This window comes from Trinickia sp. NRRL B-1857, from assembly GCF_050470685.1.
In the GTDB taxonomy this organism is placed as follows: domain Bacteria; phylum Pseudomonadota; class Gammaproteobacteria; order Burkholderiales; family Burkholderiaceae; genus Trinickia.
Map to the genome: position 1 here is coordinate 2,163,648 of NZ_JBFLUK010000001.1, position 20,863 is coordinate 2,184,510.

The window sequence follows — 20,863 nt, forward strand, 5'->3', positions numbered from 1 at the left end:
CTGCAGTACGTGCAGTATTGTTCAGATCAGATCCGTTGCCTATCCGGCACGCACTGAACCTTCTGTAATATCTGGTGCGTCGCGCGTCAGACGTTTCCTACAGCGCGCGCGGAGCGCGCGCCGGCGCGCATTTCCCACAAGGCAAGCAGCAGCGGCGGTTCATCGGGATTTGGGTCCGAGCGGACGAGGGCTGCGGATCGGGCTGCGATCCGAGAGGGCTTGCTCAAATATGGGGATACGAGCGGGAAGGGATGGGAAGCGGGACAAAGCCGGGGCGAAGCGGCGAAATGCCGGACCGGCGCCCGGCATTTCGCGAGTGGGTTACTGCCCGGTGTAACCGACCGGAGCCGTGACGTTCGCCTTGATCGCATCGGCGTTCGACGAAACTACGTAGACCGGCGTTTCGGACAGCGCCAAGTTGACCACGCCATTCGTGTAACGCACGATCGCGGGATTTCCCATCATGTCGAACACAGTCACTTTGCCGCTCGTGCCCGGTCCATCCACGGTCAACGCGTACGTCGTGTTGGCGCTTTGGCTGTAGACGCCCGCGGAGGTCGGCCACTTCGTATTGTCGTGCGACCACAGCGCCGTGACGACAGGACCGTTGCCGAGTCGCTGGAACGCGTAGCCGTAAACCGTGGCGGGCAGATTGTTCAGGTGTCCTAGCGTTTCCGTCCCGTCGATGATGCGCGTCATCGCGGCAAACGCCATGGCCTCCGGCTTCGGGCTCAACGTCGCGGCGTGGAAATCGCCTTGAGGATGATCGAGATCGAAGAACGTGCCGAAGCCGACTTCGCCCGGATAATCCGCGCCGAAGAAGAAGTACGTGACTTGCGCGCCCTCGCCGAGCACGATCAAGTGCGCGCGCGCGGCGACGGCTGCCTGGGCGTAGAGCTGATTGCTCGAAATCCCGTTGCCGTACTTGATACCCGCATCGTAGGCAACACCGAGCTCCGTCGACCACAGCCTCATGTTGGGCTTGAGCGACTGCATTTCGGACCGAAGATCGCGCATTTGACGGATCAGCGCCTGGCGTTGGTAGTACGGATTCGGGTTCGTGTCGTACAACTCGGGCGGGAACGCCGGCGAATCGTGGTTCGCATAGTAGCCATGCGTCGCGATCCCGTCGATGTAGTTCATGAGGCCGAGCGGGGCGTAGGTGCGCAACAAGTTGGCCGTGCACCACGATCCCGTCGTGCCGGGATCGGGACTCGCCACTCCCATCACGACGGCATGCGGGTCCACAGAGTGAATGCCTTCCCAGGCGGCCTTGTACATGGCGACGAAGTTCTCCGCCGAGTCCGCCCACAGCGGCTCCCACGTCACCTGATAGTAGTTGTTGCGCATGTTAGGGAAGTAGGCCTCGTGAATCGCCTTCGCATCGGCCGCAACACGCGTCATGTAATTTTGGAAATACGAGAGGTCCTTCGGCGCATACGAGTCGCGCTCGGCGGCGCCGGTCCGGCTTGCCCATGCGGGAACGCCGTCCAAGCGCACGAGGCGGGAGACCTGCCCCGTCTTGAACAACGGATCGAGACGGGCCACGCTCTGAGCTGCCGTGGGTTTCCAGCTGTATGCCGCGTCCGGCTCGTTGACCAACATCTGGCGCCAGTCGATCGACTGCGTGACGCCTAGCGCGGCGAGCAGATCGGGCTTGTCATTCTCGCCTTGCATGCCGAAGCGATGCTGATCCTGGCTATCGAACGTAGCGGGCGGCAGTGCCCACGTCACATTGGGCAGCACGCCGAACGTCGCGATACCGGCCGGCCGCGTACCGGCCCTCGGCAACGTTCCGCCCGCACTGCTCAACGTCGCGGTGACCGCGAAATAGCCGTTGGCCGTGCTCGTGCAAGAAAGGTTGGACGTGCGCGTTCCGGCGGGAACGTCGAACGCTCCACTGCCGCGGATATTGCCGGCATAGTCCTGAATCGACCAATTGAGACGATCGGCCACGGGTGCGGTCGTCACGAATTGGAGTGCGAAAACGCTGCTCTGCGGAAACATACGCACGCCGTTTGACGCTGGTGTGTCAGCCCAAATCAATCCATGGGGCGTACCGCCGGCCGTCGTCGTTAGCGACGAGCACGTAATGGAATTGGTGGGCGGCGTGTCGGCCTTTGCTTGCGTCGAGCCGGCACTCGCGAACGCGTAGACGGCAGCGACCGCGATGTTTAGTAGTCCTAATGAACAGGGCGCGGGGGGCTTGAAAATGAATTGCATGAGATGACCTATGAAACCAATAGCGCAAAAGGGGCTCGTCACTGCGTAGCAGTGGCGATCGAATTCAGCGAACCCCGTATGTGCTGCTAGTCGTGATTGAACCGAACGCTAACTGTGCAATGCGTTCGGCATTGTTCGAATCGCTCGCGATGCAAACCGGCGAGTATTGAACGTTTTGTAATATGCGAAGCCGATGGCGTCAGAATTACAACTCAATCGACACCGGCAACGATGCACTTCGGACAAAAAGATGCGTCGGCGGAAGAGATTCGGATGCGGGCTCCGACCAACGACGTATGAAGATTCCAACCTGAATGCAAAGTTCCCACTAATTCTCGGCGACGAGGCAAAGTTCCTGTCTTGGTCGCCAACGCCGAGATTCGGCGCTTCGTCCCAATCAGCTCTTACCTTCCGCGGCCTTCTTTGCTTGAAGCGCGTGATACTTCGCGAGGAGCCCTTCGGGCGACTCGACGTACTGCGGATCATTCGGGATACATTCGACGGGACAGACCTGCCGGCACTGCGGTTCGTCGAAGTGACCGACGCACTCCGTGCACTTCGCTGGGTCGATGACGTAGATCTCGGGTCCCATCGAAATCGCGTCGTTCGGGCACTCGGGCTCGCATACGTCGCAATTGATGCACTCGTCGGTAATCAGTAAAGCCATGCTCTCATCGGAAAAACGGTAGAACGATTTCTGGCGGCGTTGCGGCACGACCGGCTGCGCCGGCGCACCGCATGCGGCTGCCGAATGTCGTTCCTAGCCGACACCGCAAACCCGGCACCACGCTTACGCGTGGCGAGTGCTTTTGCTGCGGCGCCGCCATTTTAGACCCCTTCGAGTTCGCCCGTACAGAGAAGTTACAAGATCGAGGAACTCGTCTAGGAGCCTTTCGTCATCTCGGCAACCTTGTCCTTCAGCCACTTCTCGACCGAGGGGAAAACGAACTTGCTGACGTCGCCGCCCAGTTGGGCGATCTCGCGCACGATCGTACCGGAGATGAATTGATATTGATCGGACGGCGTCATGAACATCGTTTCGACGTCAGGCAACAAATAGCGGTTCATCCCAGCCATCTGAAACTCGTACTCGAAATCCGACACGGCGCGTAGACCTCGGACGATGACGCGCGCGTTATTGGCCCGCACGAAATCCTTGAGCAAGCCCTTGAAGCTCATCACCTGGACGTTCGGATAATGGCCCAATACTTCCTGTGCGATATCGAGCCGCTCTTGCAGCGTGAAGAACGGTTTCTTGTTGCGGCTGTCGGCCACACCGACGACGAGCGTATCGAAAATGCTCGACGCACGCCGAACGAGGTCCTCATGACCGCGCGTAAGCGGATCGAACGTACCCGGGTACACGGCGACTACCATCGACCATCTCCTGTCATCATCCTGTTTGGGACGCGGGCACGCTGGTACCGATGCCCCCGGCCTTGACCCGGCTTACCGTGGCCGGCGTCTTCTAGTGCTGCTGGAAACGCGCATTATTCATCATTTTCGCGTTGCAGCAAATGGTAGTGTACGGCGCCGGCCTTACCCTGTCGCGCGATACGCCAGCCGGCGAGCACCTCCCATTCGGCCAATTCAAGCGCTGCTCCCGACTCTACATAGAGATAGCCGCCCTCGGCGACGAGCGGTGCGCACGATTCGAGTGCACGCGAAAGCGCAGGCGCCTCACCGAACGGCGGATCGAGGAAAACGACGTCGAACGAGCGCGGCGGCAGACCGGGCGCGAGCCGCAACGCGTCGGCTTCCACCACCTCCACGGCTTGGGCGGACAAGCGCTCGCGAATCTCTCGCAACTGGCGAGCCGCCCGGGCGTTGCGCTCGACCATCAGCACGCGCGCGGCGCCGCGCGAGGCCGCCTCGAAGCCGAGCGCGCCCGTGCCGGCGAACAAATCGAGGCAGCGCAAGCCGTCGAGCCGCTGCCCGAGCCAATTGAACAGCGTTTCGCGCACGCGGTCGGGCGTCGGCCGCAGGCCCTCCAGATCGAGCACTTGCAGCGGCGTGCGCTTCCAATCGCCGCCGATGATGCGGACGGTATGCGACTTGCCGCGGACTTGCGCGGCGCCGGGGGCGCGGGAGGCGGATGGGGAACGGGGCATGCGGGCAACTAAGCGTGAGAGTGAAAAGCGATGGGGTCCGCGGGCAAAGGCTCGCGGGTACGACCGCCAACGTTACCACAGCCGCCGCCGTGCTCGAGAGAAGCGGCCCGGCGCACGCCTTGTCCGGCGCGCCTGGTAAAATGACGCGCTTAATCGAGCGCATTGCCGCATTGCCGGTCCACCGCGGCGCATGCGCGGCCACGCGCCATTCATTGCCGCCGCGGGCTCCTCGCCACGGCATCCATCACGGCAGATCATGTTCAGCTTCTTCAAACGATTCAAGGGCGGAAAGACGCCCGATACCCCGTCGCAGGACAGCGCGGTCACGGAAACGCCCTCGCCGGCGGCCAGCGAACCCGCGCCCGCCCCTGCGCCGACGCCTGCGCCCGCGCCTACGCCAGTCCCGGCCGCAGCTCCGTCCCCCATTACCACGCCCACGATCGCCCCTGCCCCGGCCGCACAGCCCCCCGTCTCCGCGCAGGTGCAGCCAAGCGTGCCGGCCCCGGCGGCAATCGTCGAGCAGATGGCCGAAAGCGAGCAAGCGGATGAAATCGAAACGCAGGAGGTCGTCCCGCCGCCCGCTCCGGAGCCTGCGCAGAAGCAATCGTGGCTCGCCCGGCTGCGTTCCGGGTTGTCGAAAACGAGCGCCGGCCTAACCGGCATCTTCGTTCGCACGAAAATAGACGACGAACTATATGAAGAGCTCGAAACGGCATTGCTGATGTCGGACGCCGGCGTCGAGGCGACCGAATTCCTGCTCGGCGCGTTGCGCGAGAAGGTCCGCACGCAACGACTAACCGATCCGCAGCAAGTGAAGGCGGCGCTACGCACGCTGCTCGTCGATCTGCTCAAGCCGCTCGAAAAATCGCTGATGCTCGGACGCGCGCAGCCACTCGTCATGATGATCGCGGGCGTGAACGGCGCCGGCAAAACGACGAGCATCGGCAAGCTCGCGAAGCACTTGCAGCGATTCGATCAATCGGTGTTGTTGGCCGCCGGCGATACGTTCCGCGCCGCCGCGCGCGAACAACTCGCAATCTGGGGCGAGCGCAACAACGTCACCGTCGTCGCACAGGAAAGCGGCGATCCGGCGGCCGTCATTTTCGACGCCGTGAGCGCCGCGCGCGCGCGCAAGATCGACGTCGTCATGGCCGATACGGCCGGCCGCCTGCCGACGCAGTTGCATTTGATGGAGGAACTGCGCAAGGTCAAGCGCGTGATCGGCAAAGCACAGGACGGCTCGCCGCACGAGGTGTTGCTCGTGATCGATGCGAACACGGGCCAAAACGCACTCGCGCAAGTCAAAGCGTTCGACGACGCCCTCTCCCTCACGGGCCTCATCGTCACGAAGCTCGACGGCACGGCCAAGGGCGGCATTTTGGCGGCGATCGCGCGCCAACGTCCCGTGCCGGTGTACTTCATCGGCGTCGGCGAAAAGGTGGAAGACTTGCAGCCATTCAACGCCGAGGAATTCGCCGACGCCTTGCTCGGTTAAGCCGAGCATCGAGCCGCGCACGCCCAGCCTGCGACGCGCGCGACTCGCGTCCGCCCGCTACTCCGCGTCGGGCTGCCGCTCGGGGGACGCTCGCACGAACGCGTCGTGCCGCAGCGCCTCGTCATAGATGCGCGCAATCGTCGGATACGGCGACATGTCGACCTTGAACCGTTGCGCGTTGAACACCTGCGGAATAAGGGCGAGATCGGCCATCGTCGGTGTATCGCCATAGACGAACTTGCCCGTACGCGAATCGCCGGCAAGCCTCGGCTCGAGCACGTCGAAGCCATTCGTCACCCAATGCCGATACCAGGCATCCTTCGCTTCGTCGGCCACGTTGAGGTTGTGCTTCAGATACTTGAGCACGCGCAGGTTGTTCAGCGGATGGATCTCGCAGGCGATTTGCAGCGCGATCGCGCGCACGTAGGCACGATCGCCGGGCGTGTTCGGCAACAGCGCGGGCGTCGGATGGGTCTCCTCCAGATACTCGATGATCGCGAGCGACTGCTGTAGCACCAGGTCGCCGTCGACGAGCGCCGGCACGATGCCGTCGGGCCCCACGCGCCGATATTCGGGCATCAGTTGTTCACCGCCGCCGCGCAGCAAATGCACGGCTGCATATTCGTAGGGCAACCCTTTCAAGTTCAGCGCAATGCGCACGCGATAGGCGGCCGAACTGCGGAAATAGCTGTAAAGCTTCATCGATCGTCTCCTCCTTATTCGGGCGTCACGCCACGCGGACCTTCAATTGGCCCAGCCCTTCGACGCCTCCCGTCATGACGTCGCCCCGGGCCACCGCCGCAACGCCTTCCGGCGTTCCCGTGAATATCAGGTCGCCGGGCTGGAGCGTGAACAGCGTCGACAAACAAGCGATTGTCTCGGCCGTCGACCAAATCAGCGCCGAGACATCCGAGCGTTGCCGCTCGACGCTGCCCACCTCGAGCCAAATCGCGCCATGCTCGACGTGTCCGACGCGCGACACCGGGTGGATCGGACCGAGCGGCGCCGAGTGATCGAAGCCCTTGGCGGTATCCCACGGGCGGCCCATTTTCTTAGCTTGCGCCTGCAAGTCGCGGCGCGTCATATCGAGGCCGACCGCGTAGCCATAGACATGGTCGAGGGCATCTTCGACGGCGATATCGCGGCCGGCCCGGCCGATCGCAACGACCAACTCGATCTCATGGTGAACGTCTTGCGTGCTCGACGGATAGGGAAACTCGCCCGTCGTTCCCGGCGGGACGTAGACCACGGCATCGGCGGGCTTGGAGAAAAAGAACGGCGGCTCGCGCTCCGGGTCGTGCCCCATCTCGCGCGCGTGCGCTGCGTAGTTGCGGCCTACACAGTAAATACGGCGCACGGCGAAGCACTCGCGCGTGCTCGCGGCATCGCTGCTTTCGGCGATCGGCACGGCGACAACCGGGGGCGGGGGAAATACATACTCCATCGCGCTTTCTCCATGGTTCATCGAGCGCCGCGAACCGCTGCGCTCAGGCTGGGCGAAAACGTCGAGTTTAGCGCGAGCGCGTTCCCGGCGGCGGTGCGCCGGCTTGCCAGATCGCGGAGGAATGCGATACTCGCCTAACTTCCACCCTTACACGAGCGATTGCCGCTCCCCTCGCGCCTCATGACCGCATCCACCGCCGATCGCTTCCCGTGCGCCCGCTTTATCAAGGAAATCGGGCGCGGCCCGCATGGGGCCCGCTCGCTCTCCTCCGACGACACTTATGCGCTCTATGCCGCGATGCTCGACGGTCGCGTCTCCGACGTCGAGCTCGGTGCCGTCTTGCTCGCCTACCGCCTGAAAGGCGAAACGGCCGAGGAGCTCGCCGCGATGCTCGCCGCCGCGCAAGCCTCGATCGAGCCGCTGCGGGTGCAAGGCGCGGTCTCCATCCCAAGCTACAACGGCGCGCGCAAGCAACCGAATCTCGTGCCGCTGCTCGCGTTGCTCCTCGCTCGGGAGGGCGTGCCCACGCTCGTGCACGGGGTGACCGAGGACCCCGGCCGCGTGACGAGCGCCGAAATATTCGCGTGCTTGGGCATCGCCGCGTCGAGTTCGCATGCGGACATCGAGACCGCCCTCGGCGAGCGCCGCGTCGCCTTCGCTCCCGTCGAGGTGTTGGCGCCCAAGCTCGCGCGCTTGCTCGCGTTGCGGCGCGTGATGGGCGTGCGCAACTCCACGCATACGCTGATCAAGATCTTGCAACCGTTCGCGCCGGCGGGCCTGAGGCTCGTCAACTACACGCACCCTTCGTATCGCGACAGTCTGGCCGCGCTCTTTCTCGGACATCCGCAGGCCGCCGCCGGGGGCGCCTTACTCGCCCGCGGCACCGAAGGCGAAGCCGTCGCCGACACGCGCCGCCAAGTGCAAATCGATTGGCTTCACGACGGCGTCGCCCAAACGCTCGTGTCGCCCGAACGGTCCTCGCCCGACGACATCGGCCCCGATTTACCGTCCGCGCGCGACGCCGAAACGACCGCGCAGTGGATCCGCGCGGTCTTGGACGGACATGCGCCGGTTCCTCCCACGCTCGAGCGCCAAGTTCAGGAAATCGTGCGGATTGTGCGAACCTGACGAAGCTTGTCCTGTTGACAGCGCCTTGCGCGCTGTCATAGAGTGCGCTTTATGTGTTCGATCCTGAACCCCCTCCGAATTACCTCCGGCCGCCTAGCGCGGCCCCTATCGCTACGACTAGCGTAAGCCAGGCGTAGCGCCGCGCTTCGTCCGCGCGGTCCTCCAGCAGTATCCCAAGCCGTTTTTCGTTTCACCCCCAAGCGCAGTTCCTTTACAACCCGTAGTCGTCAGCATTCGCCCGAGTACCGCTCGGACGGATCGCGAAATCGCCGACGTGGCAGCATCGCGTCCAAGCGCGAATCGGCCAGCCGCTCGATCCGCCGCGTTTCGCAAACGACCCGACGAACCGAGGTCCGTCATGCTTCGCAACCCTGCCGCAAAGTACCGCCCCTTCCCGCCCGTGCAGTTGGCCGGCCGCAAATGGCCCAATCGCACCATCGAGCGCGCCCCGATTTGGATGAGCACCGATCTGCGCGACGGCAACCAGGCCCTGATCGAACCGATGAGCATCGAGCGCAAGCTCGAGTTCTTCGAGATGCTCGTCGCCATCGGTTTCAAGGAGATCGAGGTGGGCTTTCCCTCGGCCTCGCAGACGGACTTCGATTTCGTGCGCAAGCTCATCGACGAAAAACGGATCCCCGAGGACGTGACGATCGAAGTGCTCGTGCAATCGCGCGCCGATTTGATCGCCCGTACGTTCGAGGCGCTGGAAGGCGCGCCCCGCGCGATCGTCCATCAATACAACGCGATCGCACCGTCGTTCCGCCGGATCGTGTTCAACGCATCGAAGGACGAGGTCAAGGCACTGGCGGTCGACGGTTCGCGGCTGATCAAGGAACAAGCCGAGCGGCGGCCCGGCACGCAGTGGACCTACGAGTACTCGCCCGAAACGTTCAGCATGACCGAGCTCGCGTTCGCGCGCGAAGTCTGCGATGCGGTCAGTGCGCTCTGGCGGCCGACGCCCGCGCGCAAGATGATCGTCAACCTGCCGGCCACCGTCGAGGCCGCGACGCCCAACGTCTTCGCCGACCAGATCGAGTGGATGGATCGCAACCTCGCCTACCGCGACAGCATCGTCTTGTCGGTGCACCCGCACAACGATCGCGGCACTGCGGTGGCGGCCGCCGAATTGGCGCTGTTGGCCGGCGCGGATCGCATCGAAGGATGCCTGTTCGGCAACGGCGAGCGCACGGGTAACGTCGATCTCGTTACGCTGGCCCTCAATCTGTATACACAGGGGATCGATCCGGGTCTGGACTTCTCCGATATCGACGCCGTGCGCCGCGTGGTCGAGCGCTGCAATGCGATCGCCGTCCATCCGCGCCACCCTTATGCGGGCGAACTCGTCTTCACGGCCTTCTCCGGCTCTCACCAAGACGCGATCCGCAAGGGCTTGGCGCAACAGCGAAGCGATCGGCTCTGGGAGGTGCCGTACCTTCCGATCGACCCGGCCGATGTCGGACGCGGCTATGAAGCGGTGATCCGCGTCAACAGTCAATCCGGCAAAGGCGGCGCCGCCTTCCTGCTCGAACAGGGACTCGGCTTCGCGCCGCCGCGCCGCGTGCAGATCGAGTTCAGCCAAGCCGTGCAGCGCATCGCCGACGACTCGGGTGCCGAAGTAACGGGCGAAGCCGTATGCACCCTCTTCTCGCGTGAATATTTCGAGGTGACCGGACCGGCCGAGCGCGTCGAGGCAAGCATCCGATGGCGCCACCGGGAGCTCGCCCGCATCGACACGGCCGCCGAGTACGAGAGCGGCGAAGCGTGGGTTCGCGCCATGGCAGATACGCTGTCGGGGGCCTCGGGCGAGCGCGTACGAATCGGCGACGTCGAGACCGCTCCCACGAGCGATGGACGCACCGCGGCTTTCGTCGCCTGCTCGCTGGAAGGCGGGGCCGATACGAGCGCCCAGGGCCCGCGCTACGGCGCCGGCGTGCACATCAATCCGGCAACGGCGGCCGCCGACGCGCTCGTGAGCGCGTTGAACCGGCTCCGATGGGAGCGAGCGCAAACCGACGAGGCGGCCGCGGCTTGAACGTTCGCCGAGCAACCGGCGCTTCGCCCGTCACGAGCGGGCGAGACGCACCGGCGCGCTGCGCGGCTCTACTCGAGTGCGCAGCGCGTCGCTTGCCAAGCGACGAGTCGCCAGTGTCCGCCTTCTTGGGCTTGGATGGCGGTATAGGCGATCGGGAACAGCAACGCGCCGTTGTTCGCCTCGATCTCCAACAGCGCGCGCCCCGTAACGACACAGGTATCGCTGCCGACGGGCAACACGTCTTGCGATTGCAACTCGATCTGCCGATACCGACGGTGCCCGCCGGAGATGGCGTCGATGAACTGCTGTTTCGTCTCGCGTTTGCCGTTGGTATGCACGAAACTCACGCTGTCGGACAGCAACTGATTGAGCAGGGGCACGTCGCCATCCACCATCGCGCGAAACCGATCGCGCTCGAGCGCCCGAATCGCCTCGATCACCTTTGCAGCCATCGCACCGCCCCCTTGCACCCGGCACGCAAATGCGCCGCCGTCAGAAGTTGTATTGCAGGTATAGCTGGGTGAAATTTATACCAGGATTCGGCTCTTTGATACCGGCATTGGAGACGTGCTGGTAGCGCAAACCCGCCTGATACTGCTGATGCGCGCCAAATTGTGCGCCGACGCCCACCACCTCCGTGAACTGGAAGGCCGTCGACACCGTGTACTCGTCGCTGATCGTCGGATGCGAAAGCAGGCGCACGCCCACGCCAGCCTCGATGTACGGACGGATGCCCCCTTGATTCTTGATGAACCGCACCATCGGCTGGAGACCGAGCGCATAGACGTCGTTGCGGGAAGCACCTTCGTTCGTATGCCAGTAGCTTAGATGGGCTTCGCCCGTCAGGCCGAAGTGCCAGCCGCCGGTGTCCCACCAGTTCAGGCCCGGGTCCCAGACGAAACCGAGATCGGCCTCCCGGACGCTGTGTTCCAAAGAGGTACCGACGCCGAGCTGGGCGCCGAACCGGTGCTCCGACGCCTGCGCGGTAGAGGCTTGCGCGTGCGCCGACGCCGCGGCGAGAAGCGTCGCGAAGGCCGCGCATCCCATTGCCTTGCCTTTGATGCGTATCAATTCGTTCTTCTTGTTCATCTCGATACTCCAACGAATGGGAGACATGTCGACTGATCCCTGTACGGCGCAGGGGGTCGAATGATCTTACTGTGGGCGAAGCCTTCGCGACGACGTCATTTCACACAACATAGTATTCAGGGCTCGCCGCCGGCTCCGGCACGTGCGCTGCATGTGCGACGAGCGACGAAACGGCGAACGGCGTAAAATAATCCCTATCGGAACGCAATTTCGATAGGCGTCACGGAACTTCGCCGCGAGAGCGGACTCGAATGCTTAGCACTCTGCAAAAGGGAGTGCTAATATCCTCCGTGGAGTTTGTCTTCGTGACTGAGCAGTTCTCTGTTTCACAAGGAGTTTCTTACGTGAGCAACGCTATGACCCTTCCGAATATCGTGCGCCCGGCGACCGCTAAGGCCGCTTCGGCAGGTGCAATGACGCTCGCGCCGTCGATGCTGCCCGGGCAGCTCGGCAACATCGACGCCTACATCCAGGCCGTCAACCGCATCCCGATGCTGAGCGCCGAGGAAGAACGCGAACTCGCCACCGATTACCGCGAGCAGGCCAGCCTCGACTCCGCACGCCGCCTGGTGCTTTCGCACCTGCGCCTCGTCGTGTCGATCGCCCGCAACTATTTGGGCTACGGGCTGCCGCACGCCGATCTGATTCAGGAAGGCAACATCGGTCTGATGAAGGCCGTGAAGCGTTTCGATCCGGAGCAAAACGTGCGCCTGGTGTCGTACGCGATCCACTGGATCAAGGCCGAGATTCACGAATACATCTTGCGCAATTGGCGCATGGTGAAGGTCGCGACGACGAAGGCGCAGCGCAAGCTGTTCTTCAATCTGCGCAGCCATAAACAAGGGTTGCAGGCGTTCACGCCCGACGAAATCGACGGTTTGGCGAAGGAGTTGAACGTCAAGCGGGAAGAAGTTTCGGAGATGGAAACGCGCCTATCGGGCGGCGACATCGCGCTGGAAGGGCAGATCGAGGATGGCGAGGAATCGTTCGCGCCGATCGCCTATCTGGCGGATTCGCATAGCGAACCTACGGCCGTGCTCTCCGCGCGTCAAAACGACCGCCTGCAAACGGATGGGATCGCGCAAGCGCTCGACTCGCTCGACGCACGCAGCCGGCGCATTATCGAAGCGCGGTGGCTGAATGTCGCGGATGACGGTTCGGGCGGCTCGACGCTGCACGAATTGGCCGACGAATTCGGCGTCTCCGCCGAGCGCATTCGTCAGATCGAAGCCAGCGCCATGAAGAAGATGCGCACTGCCTTGGCCGCATACGCCTAAGCGATTCACCTAGGCGGCACGCCGTTTCCCGGCGTATCGCCCCATTGCCGATCGATCCCGCCGCACCCTGTGCGGCGGGATTTTTTTATCCGTCACGCGAAGTTTCCCCCCTCCTCACGCGGCACAAATTTAGCGCCACATCACCCTGCGCTCTAGCGCCGCACCATTGTCGCAGGTCAATACCGGCCGCCCGACCCGGCTCTACGATCAACCGTAACGCATAGAACTCGCGCGTCCGCAGCCCCTCGTCACCGAGTCGAGCGCCGCGACCCGGGTTCTGCGAATACGGGATACGAGACCATGCGATCCACGCGCGCAACACCCGGTGTCGAAGCCGGCACCCAGTCCGATGCCTTGCGAGCGCCGCTTCGCGCAGCCTTCGCGCGCTTCACGCGCCGCCCTACCTTCGCGCGCGACATCACCCTCGTGCTGACGCTCAAGCTCCTGCTCTTGATGGGACTCAAGCTCGCATTCTTCGATCACCCTCGCGCTGCGGATATGTCCATGCCCCCCGCCGCAGTCGCTCAGGCACTGCTTTCCTCTCCTGCCTCTCGCGTGCCACAAGGAGTCGGCCATGCTCAGTAGTGAAGTTGTCGATCTATCCCGCCTCCAATTCGGAGTTACCGCGCTGTATCACTTCTTATTCGTCCCGCTGACGCTCGGGCTTTCCTGGCTGCTCGTCATCATGGAAGCCGTCTATGTCATGACGAATAAGACCGTCTATAAAGACATGACCCAATTTTGGGGCAAGCTCTTCGGCATCAATTTCGCAATGGGTGTCACGACGGGCATCACGCTCGAATTTCAGTTCGGCACCAATTGGGCCTATTACTCGCACTACGTCGGCGATATCTTCGGCGTGCCGCTCGCCGTCGAAGGCCTCATGGCATTTTTCTTGGAGTCGACCTTCGTCGGCCTATTCTTCTTCGGCTGGAATCGGCTCTCGAAAGTGCAGCATCTGAGCGTGACGTTTCTCGTCGCCCTCGGCTCGAATCTCTCCGCGCTATGGATCCTCGTCGCGAACGGATGGATGAACAATCCGGTGGGCGCGGCGTTCAACTACGAGACGATGCGCATGGAGCTCACGAGCCTGTTTGCCGTCATCTTCAATCCGATCGCGCAAGTCAAGTTCGTGCACACGGTGTCGGCCGGCTATGTGACCGCGTCGATGTTCGTACTCGGCATCTCCGCGTGGTATCTGCTCAAGCGCCGCGACGTCGAATTCGCGCTGCGCTCCTTTACGATCGCCGCCGGCTTCGGGCTCGCCTCGACGCTATGCGTCATCGTGCTCGGCGACGAGTCGGGCTACAACACGGGCGAAGTCCAAAAGGTGAAGCTCGCCGCGATCGAAGCAGAATGGGAAACGGCAACGCCGCCTGCCGCATTCACGATATTCGGGATTCCTAATCAATCCGAGCAACGTACCGATTACGCCCTTCGCGTGCCTTACGCGCTCGGCTTGATCGCCACGCGCTCGATCGACGAGCCCGTCGTCGGCTTGAAGGATCTTGCGGCCTCGGCTGAGGCGCGCGTCAAAAACGGCATGCTGGCGTACGCCGCTTTGCAGCAACTCAGGCAAGGCGACACGTCCGCCTCGGCGCGTTCCGCGTTCGATGCGCATAAGGCCGATCTGGGGTACGGCCTGCTGCTCAAGCCGATCACGCCGCGCGTAATCGATGCAACGCCCGCACAGATCCACGATGCGGCGCAAAGCACGATTCCGCCGGTCGCACCGATCTTTTTCTCGTTCCGATTGATGGTCGGTCTCGGCATCTTGTTCCTTGCGACGTTCGTCTACGCGTTCTGGCTTTGCGCACGCAAGGGCGTGCTCGACGAACGCCGCCGCTGGTTCCTGCGATGGGCCGTTTGGGCGATTCCGCTGCCCTGGCTTGCGGCCGAATTCGGCTGGGTCGTGGCCGAGGTGGGCCGTCAGCCGTGGACGATCGCCGGCATCTTGCCGACCAATCTCTCGGTATCTAGCCTCACCGCGACCGACGTCTACCTGAGTCTCGCCGGCTTCGCGCTCTTTTACACGGCGCTATTCGTCATCGAGATCACGTTGATGTTCAAGTACGCGCGCCTCGGCCCCGCCTCGCTGCATACCGGCCGTTATGCGGCGGAGCCGCGTGCCGCTTCGACGGTCGCGAGCGACACGCCCGCTTGACCCACATGCTTGTATCGACCTGAATCGATCAAAGGACCATCATGGACTACGCAACGCTCAAGGTGATTTGGTGGGCGCTCATCGGCACGCTGTTGATCGGTTTCGCGCTGACCGACGGCTTCGATATGGGCACGGCCATCGTGCTGCCGTTCGTCGGCAAGACCGACGACGAGCGGCGTATCGTCGTCAATACCGTCGGCGCGACCTGGGAAGGCAATCAAGTCTGGCTCATCACAGCCGGCGGCGCGATGTTTGCAAGCTGGCCGCTTGTTTATGCCGCCTCGTTCTCGGGCTTTTACTTCGCGATGCTGCTCGTGCTGTTCGCGCTGTTCTTCCGCCCGGTCGGCTTCGACTACCGCAGCAAGCGCGCCGATCCGCGCTGGCGCTCGGCCTGGGATTGGGCGCTGTTCGCGGGAGGCTTCGTGCCGGCGCTCGTGTTCGGGGTCGCGTTCGGCAACCTGTTGCAAGGCGCGCCGTTCGCGTTCGACAACGAGATGCGCTCAACGTATCACGGGTCATTCTTTGCGCTGCTCAATCCGTTCGCGCTGCTGACCGGGTTCGTGAGCTTGTCGATGCTAATCGCGCACGGGGCCGCCTTCGTCAAAATGAAAACCGACGGCGCCGTGGCGGCACGCGCCTCGCTCGCGCTGCGCGCGTCGAGTTGCGTCGCCTTAGTCACGTTCGCACTCGCGGGCGCCTTGATCGCCACGTCGATCGCGGGCTATCGAATCGAAAGCGCGCCCCCGCTCGACGCGATCGCCAATCCGCTGCTCAAGACGGTCGATCGGGGTAACGGGCTATGGCTCGCGAACTACGGCCGCTTTCCGTGGATGATGACTGCGCCCGCACTCGCGTTCGCCGCCGGGCTCGCCGCTTTCGCGCTCGCACGCTCTCGCTTCGAGAAAACGGCATTCATCGCGACCGGCCTCATGATCACCGGGATCATTCTCACGGCGGGCTTCTCGATGTTCCCGTTCATCATGCCCTCCTCTTTCGACCCGAAGAGCAGCTTGACGCTCTGGGATTCGACCTCGAGCCGGCTAACGCTGCAAATCATGCTTGCGGCCGTGGTCGTGTTCTTGCCGATCGTGCTCGCCTATACCTCGTGGGTGTATCGCGTCATGCGCGGCAAGGTAACGCAAACGGCACTCGAAGAAAATCGGCACTCGATGTATTGAGTGCGAATCGATCGGATCCGAAAGATTTCAAACCCAGTCAGTTAGGAGAGCAAATCATGTGGTATTTCAGTTGGATTCTCGGCATCGGCGTTGCTCTGGGGTTCGGCATCATCAACGCCATGTGGCTCGAATCGAGAACCGAAAAGGCTACCGTGCAAGCCAAGCGCTCACGCGCGTAGCCGCAAAAAAACGGCGCCTAGGCGCCGTCTTCGTGGGTATGACGCTTGGACCGGCGCGTCGCGAACGAAGCGCCGGTTCCTGCGCTTAAACCGGCTGCGGCGAGGGGCCGCCCGAAGCCGGCAACCGCGTGGCCAGTTGCTGCGCGTAACGTTGCGCAGCCGGACCGCAAACGATGTGAAACGTATCGGCCGACACCCAAGCCACGTCGAGCGCGGCAAGCCTCTGACGATCGACGGCGGCCGGATCGCGTACGACCACGCGCAACCGGGTGGCTGCCACCGGATCGAGCGCCACGACGTTCGTCGCACCGCCGAACACGGCGAGCCAACGCATCGGGTCCGGATCGAGCGGGCCGGCTTGGCCGTCGGCCACCTTTGCGGCCGCGGGGGCCGACGCTGCCGATGCCGCGGCGGCGGCGCCGCCCGCGATGACGGCACGCATTTCATCGGCAATCATATCGGCCTCGGGCCCGATCACCACTTGCACGTTGCGCGCGTCGCGCTTGAGCACGCCGCGAGCACCGGCTGCCTTCAGCGCGGGTTCGGAAATCTTCTCCGCATCGACAACCGACAAACGCAGGCGCGTCGTGCAGGCATCGACCAGCGTCAGGTTCTGCGCGCCGCCGAGCGCGGCGATATAGCGATCGGCACGCGAGGCTGCCGCGCCCGCGGCCGGCGCGACGTAGCCGCCCGCTGCGAACGATTCGACTTGCGCTTCGGTCGTGGCGCTTTCGCGGCCCGGCGTAGCCATGTTGAACTTGCGGATGAAGAAGCGGAACAAGCCGTAGTACACGACGCCATAGGCGAGGCCGATCGGAATCGCGAGCCAGCCCTTCGTCGACAGGCCGTAGTTCAGCACGTAGTCGATCGCACCGGCCGAGAACGTGAAGCCGAGGTGAATGCCGAGCGCTTGGCAAATCGCCAGCGACAAGCCCGTCAGCACGGCGTGGATCACGTAGAGCACCGGGGCGAGGAACATAAACGTGTACTCGACCGGCTCGGTCACGCCCGTCAGGAACGAGGTGAGCACCATCGACAGCAGCAGCCCGCCTACCAGCGCGCGGCGTTCCTTCGGCGCTTCATGGAACATGGCCAAGCACGCGGCCGGCAAGCCGAACATCATGATCGGGAAGAAGCCCGTCATGAAGCCGCCCGCGGTGGGGTCGCCCGCGAAGAACCGGTGCAGGTCGCCCGTCACCGCCGCGCCGCCGCCCGGGGGCGTGAACGTGCCGAACACGAACCATGCGAGCGAATTGATGATGTGATGCAGACCCGTGACGAGCAGCAACCGGTTCAGCGTACCGTAGACGAACACGCCGATGGCGCCCGCCGTCGTCAGCCAGTGGCCCGTCGCATCGATCGCCAATTGCACGGGCTGCCAGACGTAGCCGAAGACGAGGCCCAGCACCACGCAGGCAAGCCCGGTGACGATCGGCACGAATCGCTTGCCGCCGAAGAAGGCCAGGTAATCGGGTAGCTTGATGTCCTTGTACCGGTTATAGAGCAGCCCGGCCACGACACCCGCGATGATGCCCGAGAGCACCCCCATGTTCAGCTTGTCGTTGATGTCCTTCATGACGGCGATTTCGACCAGATAGCCGATCGCGCCCGCAAGCGCCGCCACGCCGTTGTTCTCTTTTGCGAAACCCACCGCGACGCCGATGGCGAAGAGCAGCGGCAAATTGTCGAAAATCGTGCCGCCCGCGTCGGCGATCAGCTTGATATTCAAAACGTCGGCCTGCCCGAGCCGCAGCAAAATGCCCGCAACGGGCAATACCGCGATCGGCAGCATCAGCGCTCGCCCTAAGCGCTGTACCTTTAGAAATGGGTTCGCATCCATTGAATCCTCCGGTTGGTCTGTCTCGTCGTTGCTACTTTTAGTCTATCGTCTCAATGCGATTTCGGCCGCTAATTAGTTAGGATTCCTAATAGTTAGGATTTTCCGACTAGTCGAGCGGCCAAATTTCGCGGCTTGCTGCTCTTACCGCCTGCGCCGAATCCAGCGCGAGCAAATCGCTCGCGCGCTGCCGGCACAGTTGATAATCCAGGGTACGCACGCGTGCCTTGATACCCGGCACCGCGACGGGGTCCACCGACAGCTCGGTGACGCCGAGGCCCACGAGCAACGGCACGGCCAGCGGATCGCCCGCGAGCGCGCCGCACACGCCCACCCATTTTCCGTGCTTGGCGGCGCCTTGCGTGGTGTGGTCGATCAAGCGCAGCACGGCCGGGTGCAAGCCGTCCGCTTGCGCCGCGAGATCGGCCTGGCAGCGGTCCATCGCCAGCGTGTATTGCGTGAGGTCGTTCGTGCCGATCGACAGGAAATCGGCATGGCGTGCGAGCTGGTCGGCCAGCAATGCGGCCGACGGTACCTCGATCATCACGCCCACTTCGACGGGATCCGTGCGCCCGAGCGCGCGGGCGAGATCGTCGATCCGTTTGCGGATGCGCACGAGTTCGCCCGCATCGGTCACCATCGGCAGCAAGATGCGCACGCTGCCGTGCGGCTGCACCGCGATAAGGCCGCGCAACTGGTCGTCGAGCAAATCGGGCCGCACTTGCGCCAGCCGGATGCCGCGCAACCCGAGCGCCGGGTTGGTTTCCGGCGGCAGCGTCAAATACGGCACCTCTTTATCGGCGCCGACGTCGAGCGTTCGGATAATGGCCGTGCGCCCACCCAACGCATCGACGATCGCTTGGTAACTTTGCCGATGCTCTTCGACATTGGGCGCCGATTCGCGATGAATGAAAAGCAGCTCCGTGCGCAACAAGCCCACGCAATCGGCCCCGTTATCGACTGCCGTGCGCGCATCCTCGATCGTCGCGATATTCGCGGCGACTTCGATCGAGCGGCCGTCGCGCGTTGCCGCCGCTTGGCCCGAGGTACGGCGGTTTGCCTCGCGCACGCCGGCCAGGCGCTGGCGCTCAAGCCGCGCGCGTTCGACGTCGAGTTCGGTCGGCGCGTATTCGAGCCGGCCGGCGCTGGCGTCGACAACGACCTGGGTGCCGTCGGGAATCGCATGCAAGGCATCGCCTACGGCGACCAGCGCGGGAATGCCGAGTTGCCGGGCGATGATCGCGGCGTGCGAGGTCGCGCCGCCCGCGGCCATCACGAGCGCCATGACGCGCGCGCGGTCGAGCGAGGACAGATCGGAAGGCGTGAATTCGGTCGCGGCCAGCACCGCTTCGTCCGGCAGCGCGCGGGCGGCGGGATTCGTGTAGCCGAGCGCGCGCAGCACGCGCTTTTCGATATCGCGCAGATCGGCGGCTCGCTCGGCGAGCAACATGTCCTCGACCTGCGCCAACACCGCGATCTGCGCGCGAATCGCCTCACGCCAGGCAAAACCGGCGCTCTTGCCGAGGCTGATCAGGTCGCGCGCAGCATCGATGAGCGTCGGATCCTCGAGCAACACGCGATGGACGGCAAAGATTCCGGCTTCGCCGACGGCGCCGCGCGCGGACGCATCGCGCACCGTCGTATTCAGCTCGGCGTCCACGGTCGCGAGCGCACGATCGAGCAAGCGGCTCTCCGCCGCCGGCGTACCCGCCGCCAATTCGGGCGGGGCAAACTCGGAGTCGTCCCAACGCACGAGCTTGCCCACCGCGATGCCGGGTGCGGCGCACACGCCCGCAAGCGTATTCGGATCGAGCGGCACGCCCGCCGGACGCAACGCAGCCCCCGGGGCCGGCGACTTCATGCGAGCCGGCGTTTCCTCGAACTCGCCATGCACCTCGCGCAGCAGCTCGCGCGCCACGGCATCGACCGCCTGCGCCGCATCGCGGCCCGTGCCGATCACCTCGACGCTCGCGCCCTCGCCCGCGCCCAGTCCGAGCAAGCCCACTACGCTCTCGACGTTCGCCTGGCGCCCGTCATGGTGCACCTCGACGCGCGCTTGCAGCCCGCGCACGGCTTCTCGCGCACGCGCGGCCGGGCGTGCATGCAGCCCGCCGGCCTGAACCAGCTTGATCGTGCGGTTCGCTTGCACCTTCACTTCGCTCGGCGGCGTAGCGGCGGCGGCCGCGGTGCCGCCTTTCGCGCGCAGGGCGAGTAGCATCGTCGCGCCCGCCGTTGCACGGCCCGAGGCACGCTCGACGACGTCGAATGCATCCGAGTTCGCAATCGCGATCACCGAGACGAGACTTGGGGCTTTCGTCCCGACCGCGTCTTGGTCGAATTCGATCAGCAAGTCGCCGGCTTTAACGTGATCGCCTTGGGCCACGTGCGCGACGAAACCTTGTCCGCCCAGCTCGACCGTGTCGATGCCGATGTGCAACAAGATCTCCGCGCCCTCGGGCGTTTGCAGCGTGACGGCGTGCCCGGTACGAGCCAAATGCGTGATCACGCCCGCGCAAGGCGCGAGCAGGCGCCCTTCGAGCGGATCGATCGCGATGCCGTCACCGAACATGCCGCCGGCGAACACGGGGTCGGGCACGTCGGCGAGTGCAACGACCGGCCCCGTCAGCGGTGCGAGCAAAACCACTTTGTCCGGGGATTGATTCATTAATCGGGACTCCTCAGCACGTTCCATCCGCATCTCTC

The 20,863-nt window shown here is 64.0% G+C and carries 18 protein-coding genes; 8 read left to right on the forward strand and 10 right to left on the reverse strand.

Going from position 1 to position 20,863, the window contains the following annotated elements:
- Positions 1 to 321: 321 nt before the first annotated feature.
- From AB1286_RS09565 to rsmD, 4 genes are all read right to left on the reverse strand, one after another.
- Complete coding sequence (locus AB1286_RS09565) at positions 322 to 2,223, reverse strand: hypothetical protein (RefSeq protein WP_430363052.1); 1,902 nt, start codon at positions 2,221 to 2,223, stop codon at positions 322 to 324.
- A 397-nt stretch (positions 2,224 to 2,620) separates the two neighbouring features.
- Positions 2,621 to 2,890 carry a YfhL family 4Fe-4S dicluster ferredoxin gene (locus AB1286_RS09570; protein ID WP_430363053.1) on the reverse strand — a complete coding sequence of 90 codons (270 nt, stop codon included), beginning with the start codon at positions 2,888 to 2,890 and terminating at the stop codon, positions 2,621 to 2,623.
- Positions 2,891 to 3,105: 215 nt separating this feature from the next.
- Entirely contained in the window at positions 3,106 to 3,600 is a 495-nt protein-coding gene (coaD, locus tag AB1286_RS09575; RefSeq protein WP_430363054.1) for a pantetheine-phosphate adenylyltransferase, read from the reverse strand.
- 113 nt (positions 3,601 to 3,713) lie between these two features.
- The gene (gene rsmD, locus AB1286_RS09580) at positions 3,714 to 4,334 is read right to left on the reverse strand and encodes a 16S rRNA (guanine(966)-N(2))-methyltransferase RsmD (RefSeq protein ID WP_430363055.1); all 621 of its coding nucleotides are present in this window, start codon (positions 4,332 to 4,334) and stop codon (positions 3,714 to 3,716) included.
- A gap of 256 nt (positions 4,335 to 4,590) precedes the next feature.
- On the opposite strand from rsmD, the gene ftsY reads away from it, so the two are divergent.
- Positions 4,591 to 5,829 (forward strand): signal recognition particle-docking protein FtsY, encoded by a 1,239-nt coding sequence (ftsY, locus tag AB1286_RS09585; protein WP_430363056.1) that lies wholly within the window; start codon positions 4,591 to 4,593, stop codon positions 5,827 to 5,829.
- Positions 5,830 to 5,886: 57 nt separating this feature from the next.
- Here ftsY and maiA read toward each other — a convergent pair whose 3' ends face one another.
- Positions 5,887 to 6,531 (reverse strand): maleylacetoacetate isomerase, encoded by a 645-nt coding sequence (gene maiA / locus AB1286_RS09590; protein ID WP_430363057.1) that lies wholly within the window; start codon positions 6,529 to 6,531, stop codon positions 5,887 to 5,889.
- Between the two features lie 25 nt (positions 6,532 to 6,556).
- Positions 6,557 to 7,273: a fumarylacetoacetate hydrolase family protein gene (locus tag AB1286_RS09595; RefSeq protein WP_430365027.1), complete on the reverse strand. Its 717-nt coding sequence runs from the start codon at positions 7,271 to 7,273 to the stop codon at positions 6,557 to 6,559.
- A 180-nt stretch (positions 7,274 to 7,453) separates the two neighbouring features.
- Here AB1286_RS09595 and ybiB point away from each other — a divergent pair, with 180 nt between their 5' ends.
- A complete protein-coding gene (gene ybiB / locus AB1286_RS09600) occupies positions 7,454 to 8,401 on the forward strand; it encodes a DNA-binding protein YbiB (protein ID WP_430363058.1) in 948 nt (315 codons plus the stop codon).
- Between the two features lie 358 nt (positions 8,402 to 8,759).
- Entirely contained in the window at positions 8,760 to 10,436 is a 1,677-nt protein-coding gene (gene leuA, locus AB1286_RS09605; protein ID WP_430363059.1) for a 2-isopropylmalate synthase, read from the forward strand.
- A gap of 68 nt (positions 10,437 to 10,504) precedes the next feature.
- Here the strand turns inward: leuA and AB1286_RS09610 are convergent, their stop codons facing one another.
- A complete protein-coding gene (locus AB1286_RS09610) occupies positions 10,505 to 10,888 on the reverse strand; it encodes a nuclear transport factor 2 family protein (RefSeq protein ID WP_430363060.1) in 384 nt (127 codons plus the stop codon).
- 40 nt (positions 10,889 to 10,928) lie between these two features.
- Positions 10,929 to 11,525, reverse strand: coding sequence for an acyloxyacyl hydrolase (locus AB1286_RS09615; RefSeq protein WP_430363061.1), 597 nt, complete (start codon positions 11,523 to 11,525; stop codon positions 10,929 to 10,931).
- 344 nt (positions 11,526 to 11,869) lie between these two features.
- Between AB1286_RS09615 and rpoH the strand changes: the two genes are divergently transcribed.
- The 5 genes from rpoH to cydX all read left to right on the forward strand — a co-directional run bounded on the left by rpoH (position 11,870) and on the right by cydX (position 16,323).
- The gene (gene rpoH / locus AB1286_RS09620) at positions 11,870 to 12,802 is read left to right on the forward strand and encodes an RNA polymerase sigma factor RpoH (protein WP_430363062.1); all 933 of its coding nucleotides are present in this window, start codon (positions 11,870 to 11,872) and stop codon (positions 12,800 to 12,802) included.
- A 300-nt stretch (positions 12,803 to 13,102) separates the two neighbouring features.
- The gene (gene cydP, locus AB1286_RS09625; RefSeq protein WP_430363063.1) at positions 13,103 to 13,387 is read left to right on the forward strand and encodes a cytochrome oxidase putative small subunit CydP; all 285 of its coding nucleotides are present in this window, start codon (positions 13,103 to 13,105) and stop codon (positions 13,385 to 13,387) included.
- Positions 13,377 to 14,966, forward strand: a complete 1,590-nt coding sequence (locus tag AB1286_RS09630) for a cytochrome ubiquinol oxidase subunit I (protein ID WP_430363064.1) — start codon at positions 13,377 to 13,379, stop codon at positions 14,964 to 14,966. Before cydP ends, AB1286_RS09630 begins: the two co-directional genes overlap by 11 nt.
- 41 nt (positions 14,967 to 15,007) lie before the next feature.
- Positions 15,008 to 16,144 carry a cytochrome d ubiquinol oxidase subunit II gene (cydB, locus tag AB1286_RS09635; RefSeq protein WP_430363065.1) on the forward strand — a complete coding sequence of 379 codons (1,137 nt, stop codon included), beginning with the start codon at positions 15,008 to 15,010 and terminating at the stop codon, positions 16,142 to 16,144.
- Between the two features lie 56 nt (positions 16,145 to 16,200).
- Complete coding sequence (cydX, locus tag AB1286_RS09640) at positions 16,201 to 16,323, forward strand: cytochrome bd-I oxidase subunit CydX (RefSeq protein ID WP_430363066.1); 123 nt, start codon at positions 16,201 to 16,203, stop codon at positions 16,321 to 16,323.
- An 85-nt stretch (positions 16,324 to 16,408) separates the two neighbouring features.
- On the opposite strand, the gene nagE is transcribed toward cydX, so the two are convergent.
- Both nagE and ptsP read right to left on the reverse strand, forming a co-directional pair.
- A complete protein-coding gene (gene nagE / locus AB1286_RS09645) occupies positions 16,409 to 18,163 on the reverse strand; it encodes an N-acetylglucosamine-specific PTS transporter subunit IIBC (RefSeq protein ID WP_430363067.1) in 1,755 nt (584 codons plus the stop codon).
- A gap of 106 nt (positions 18,164 to 18,269) precedes the next feature.
- The gene (gene ptsP / locus AB1286_RS09650) at positions 18,270 to 20,852 is read right to left on the reverse strand and encodes a phosphoenolpyruvate--protein phosphotransferase (RefSeq protein ID WP_430363068.1); all 2,583 of its coding nucleotides are present in this window, start codon (positions 20,850 to 20,852) and stop codon (positions 18,270 to 18,272) included.
- Between the last annotated feature and the right edge of the window lie 11 nt (positions 20,853 to 20,863).

Coding starts and splice junctions, on each gene's coding strand:
- AB1286_RS09565 (WP_430363052.1), bottom strand. CDS start 2,223: ATGCAATTCATTTTCAAGCCCCCCGCGCCCTGTTCATTAGGACTACTA.
- AB1286_RS09570 (WP_430363053.1), bottom strand. CDS start 2,890: ATGGCTTTACTGATTACCGACGAGTGCATCAATTGCGACGTATGCGAG.
- coaD (WP_430363054.1), bottom strand. CDS start 3,600: ATGGTAGTCGCCGTGTACCCGGGTACGTTCGATCCGCTTACGCGCGGT.
- rsmD (WP_430363055.1), bottom strand. CDS start 4,334: ATGCCCCGTTCCCCATCCGCCTCCCGCGCCCCCGGCGCCGCGCAAGTC.
- ftsY (WP_430363056.1), top strand. CDS start 4,591: ATGTTCAGCTTCTTCAAACGATTCAAGGGCGGAAAGACGCCCGATACC.
- maiA (WP_430363057.1), bottom strand. CDS start 6,531: ATGAAGCTTTACAGCTATTTCCGCAGTTCGGCCGCCTATCGCGTGCGC.
- AB1286_RS09595 (WP_430365027.1), bottom strand. CDS start 7,273: ATGGAGTATGTATTTCCCCCGCCCCCGGTTGTCGCCGTGCCGATCGCC.
- ybiB (WP_430363058.1), top strand. CDS start 7,454: ATGACCGCATCCACCGCCGATCGCTTCCCGTGCGCCCGCTTTATCAAG.
- leuA (WP_430363059.1), top strand. CDS start 8,760: ATGCTTCGCAACCCTGCCGCAAAGTACCGCCCCTTCCCGCCCGTGCAG.
- AB1286_RS09610 (WP_430363060.1), bottom strand. CDS start 10,888: ATGGCTGCAAAGGTGATCGAGGCGATTCGGGCGCTCGAGCGCGATCGG.
- AB1286_RS09615 (WP_430363061.1), bottom strand. CDS start 11,525: ATGAACAAGAAGAACGAATTGATACGCATCAAAGGCAAGGCAATGGGA.
- cydP (WP_430363063.1), top strand. CDS start 13,103: ATGCGATCCACGCGCGCAACACCCGGTGTCGAAGCCGGCACCCAGTCC.
- AB1286_RS09630 (WP_430363064.1), top strand. CDS start 13,377: ATGCTCAGTAGTGAAGTTGTCGATCTATCCCGCCTCCAATTCGGAGTT.
- cydB (WP_430363065.1), top strand. CDS start 15,008: ATGGACTACGCAACGCTCAAGGTGATTTGGTGGGCGCTCATCGGCACG.
- cydX (WP_430363066.1), top strand. CDS start 16,201: ATGTGGTATTTCAGTTGGATTCTCGGCATCGGCGTTGCTCTGGGGTTC.
- nagE (WP_430363067.1), bottom strand. CDS start 18,163: ATGGATGCGAACCCATTTCTAAAGGTACAGCGCTTAGGGCGAGCGCTG.
- ptsP (WP_430363068.1), bottom strand. CDS start 20,852: ATGGAACGTGCTGAGGAGTCCCGATTAATGAATCAATCCCCGGACAAA.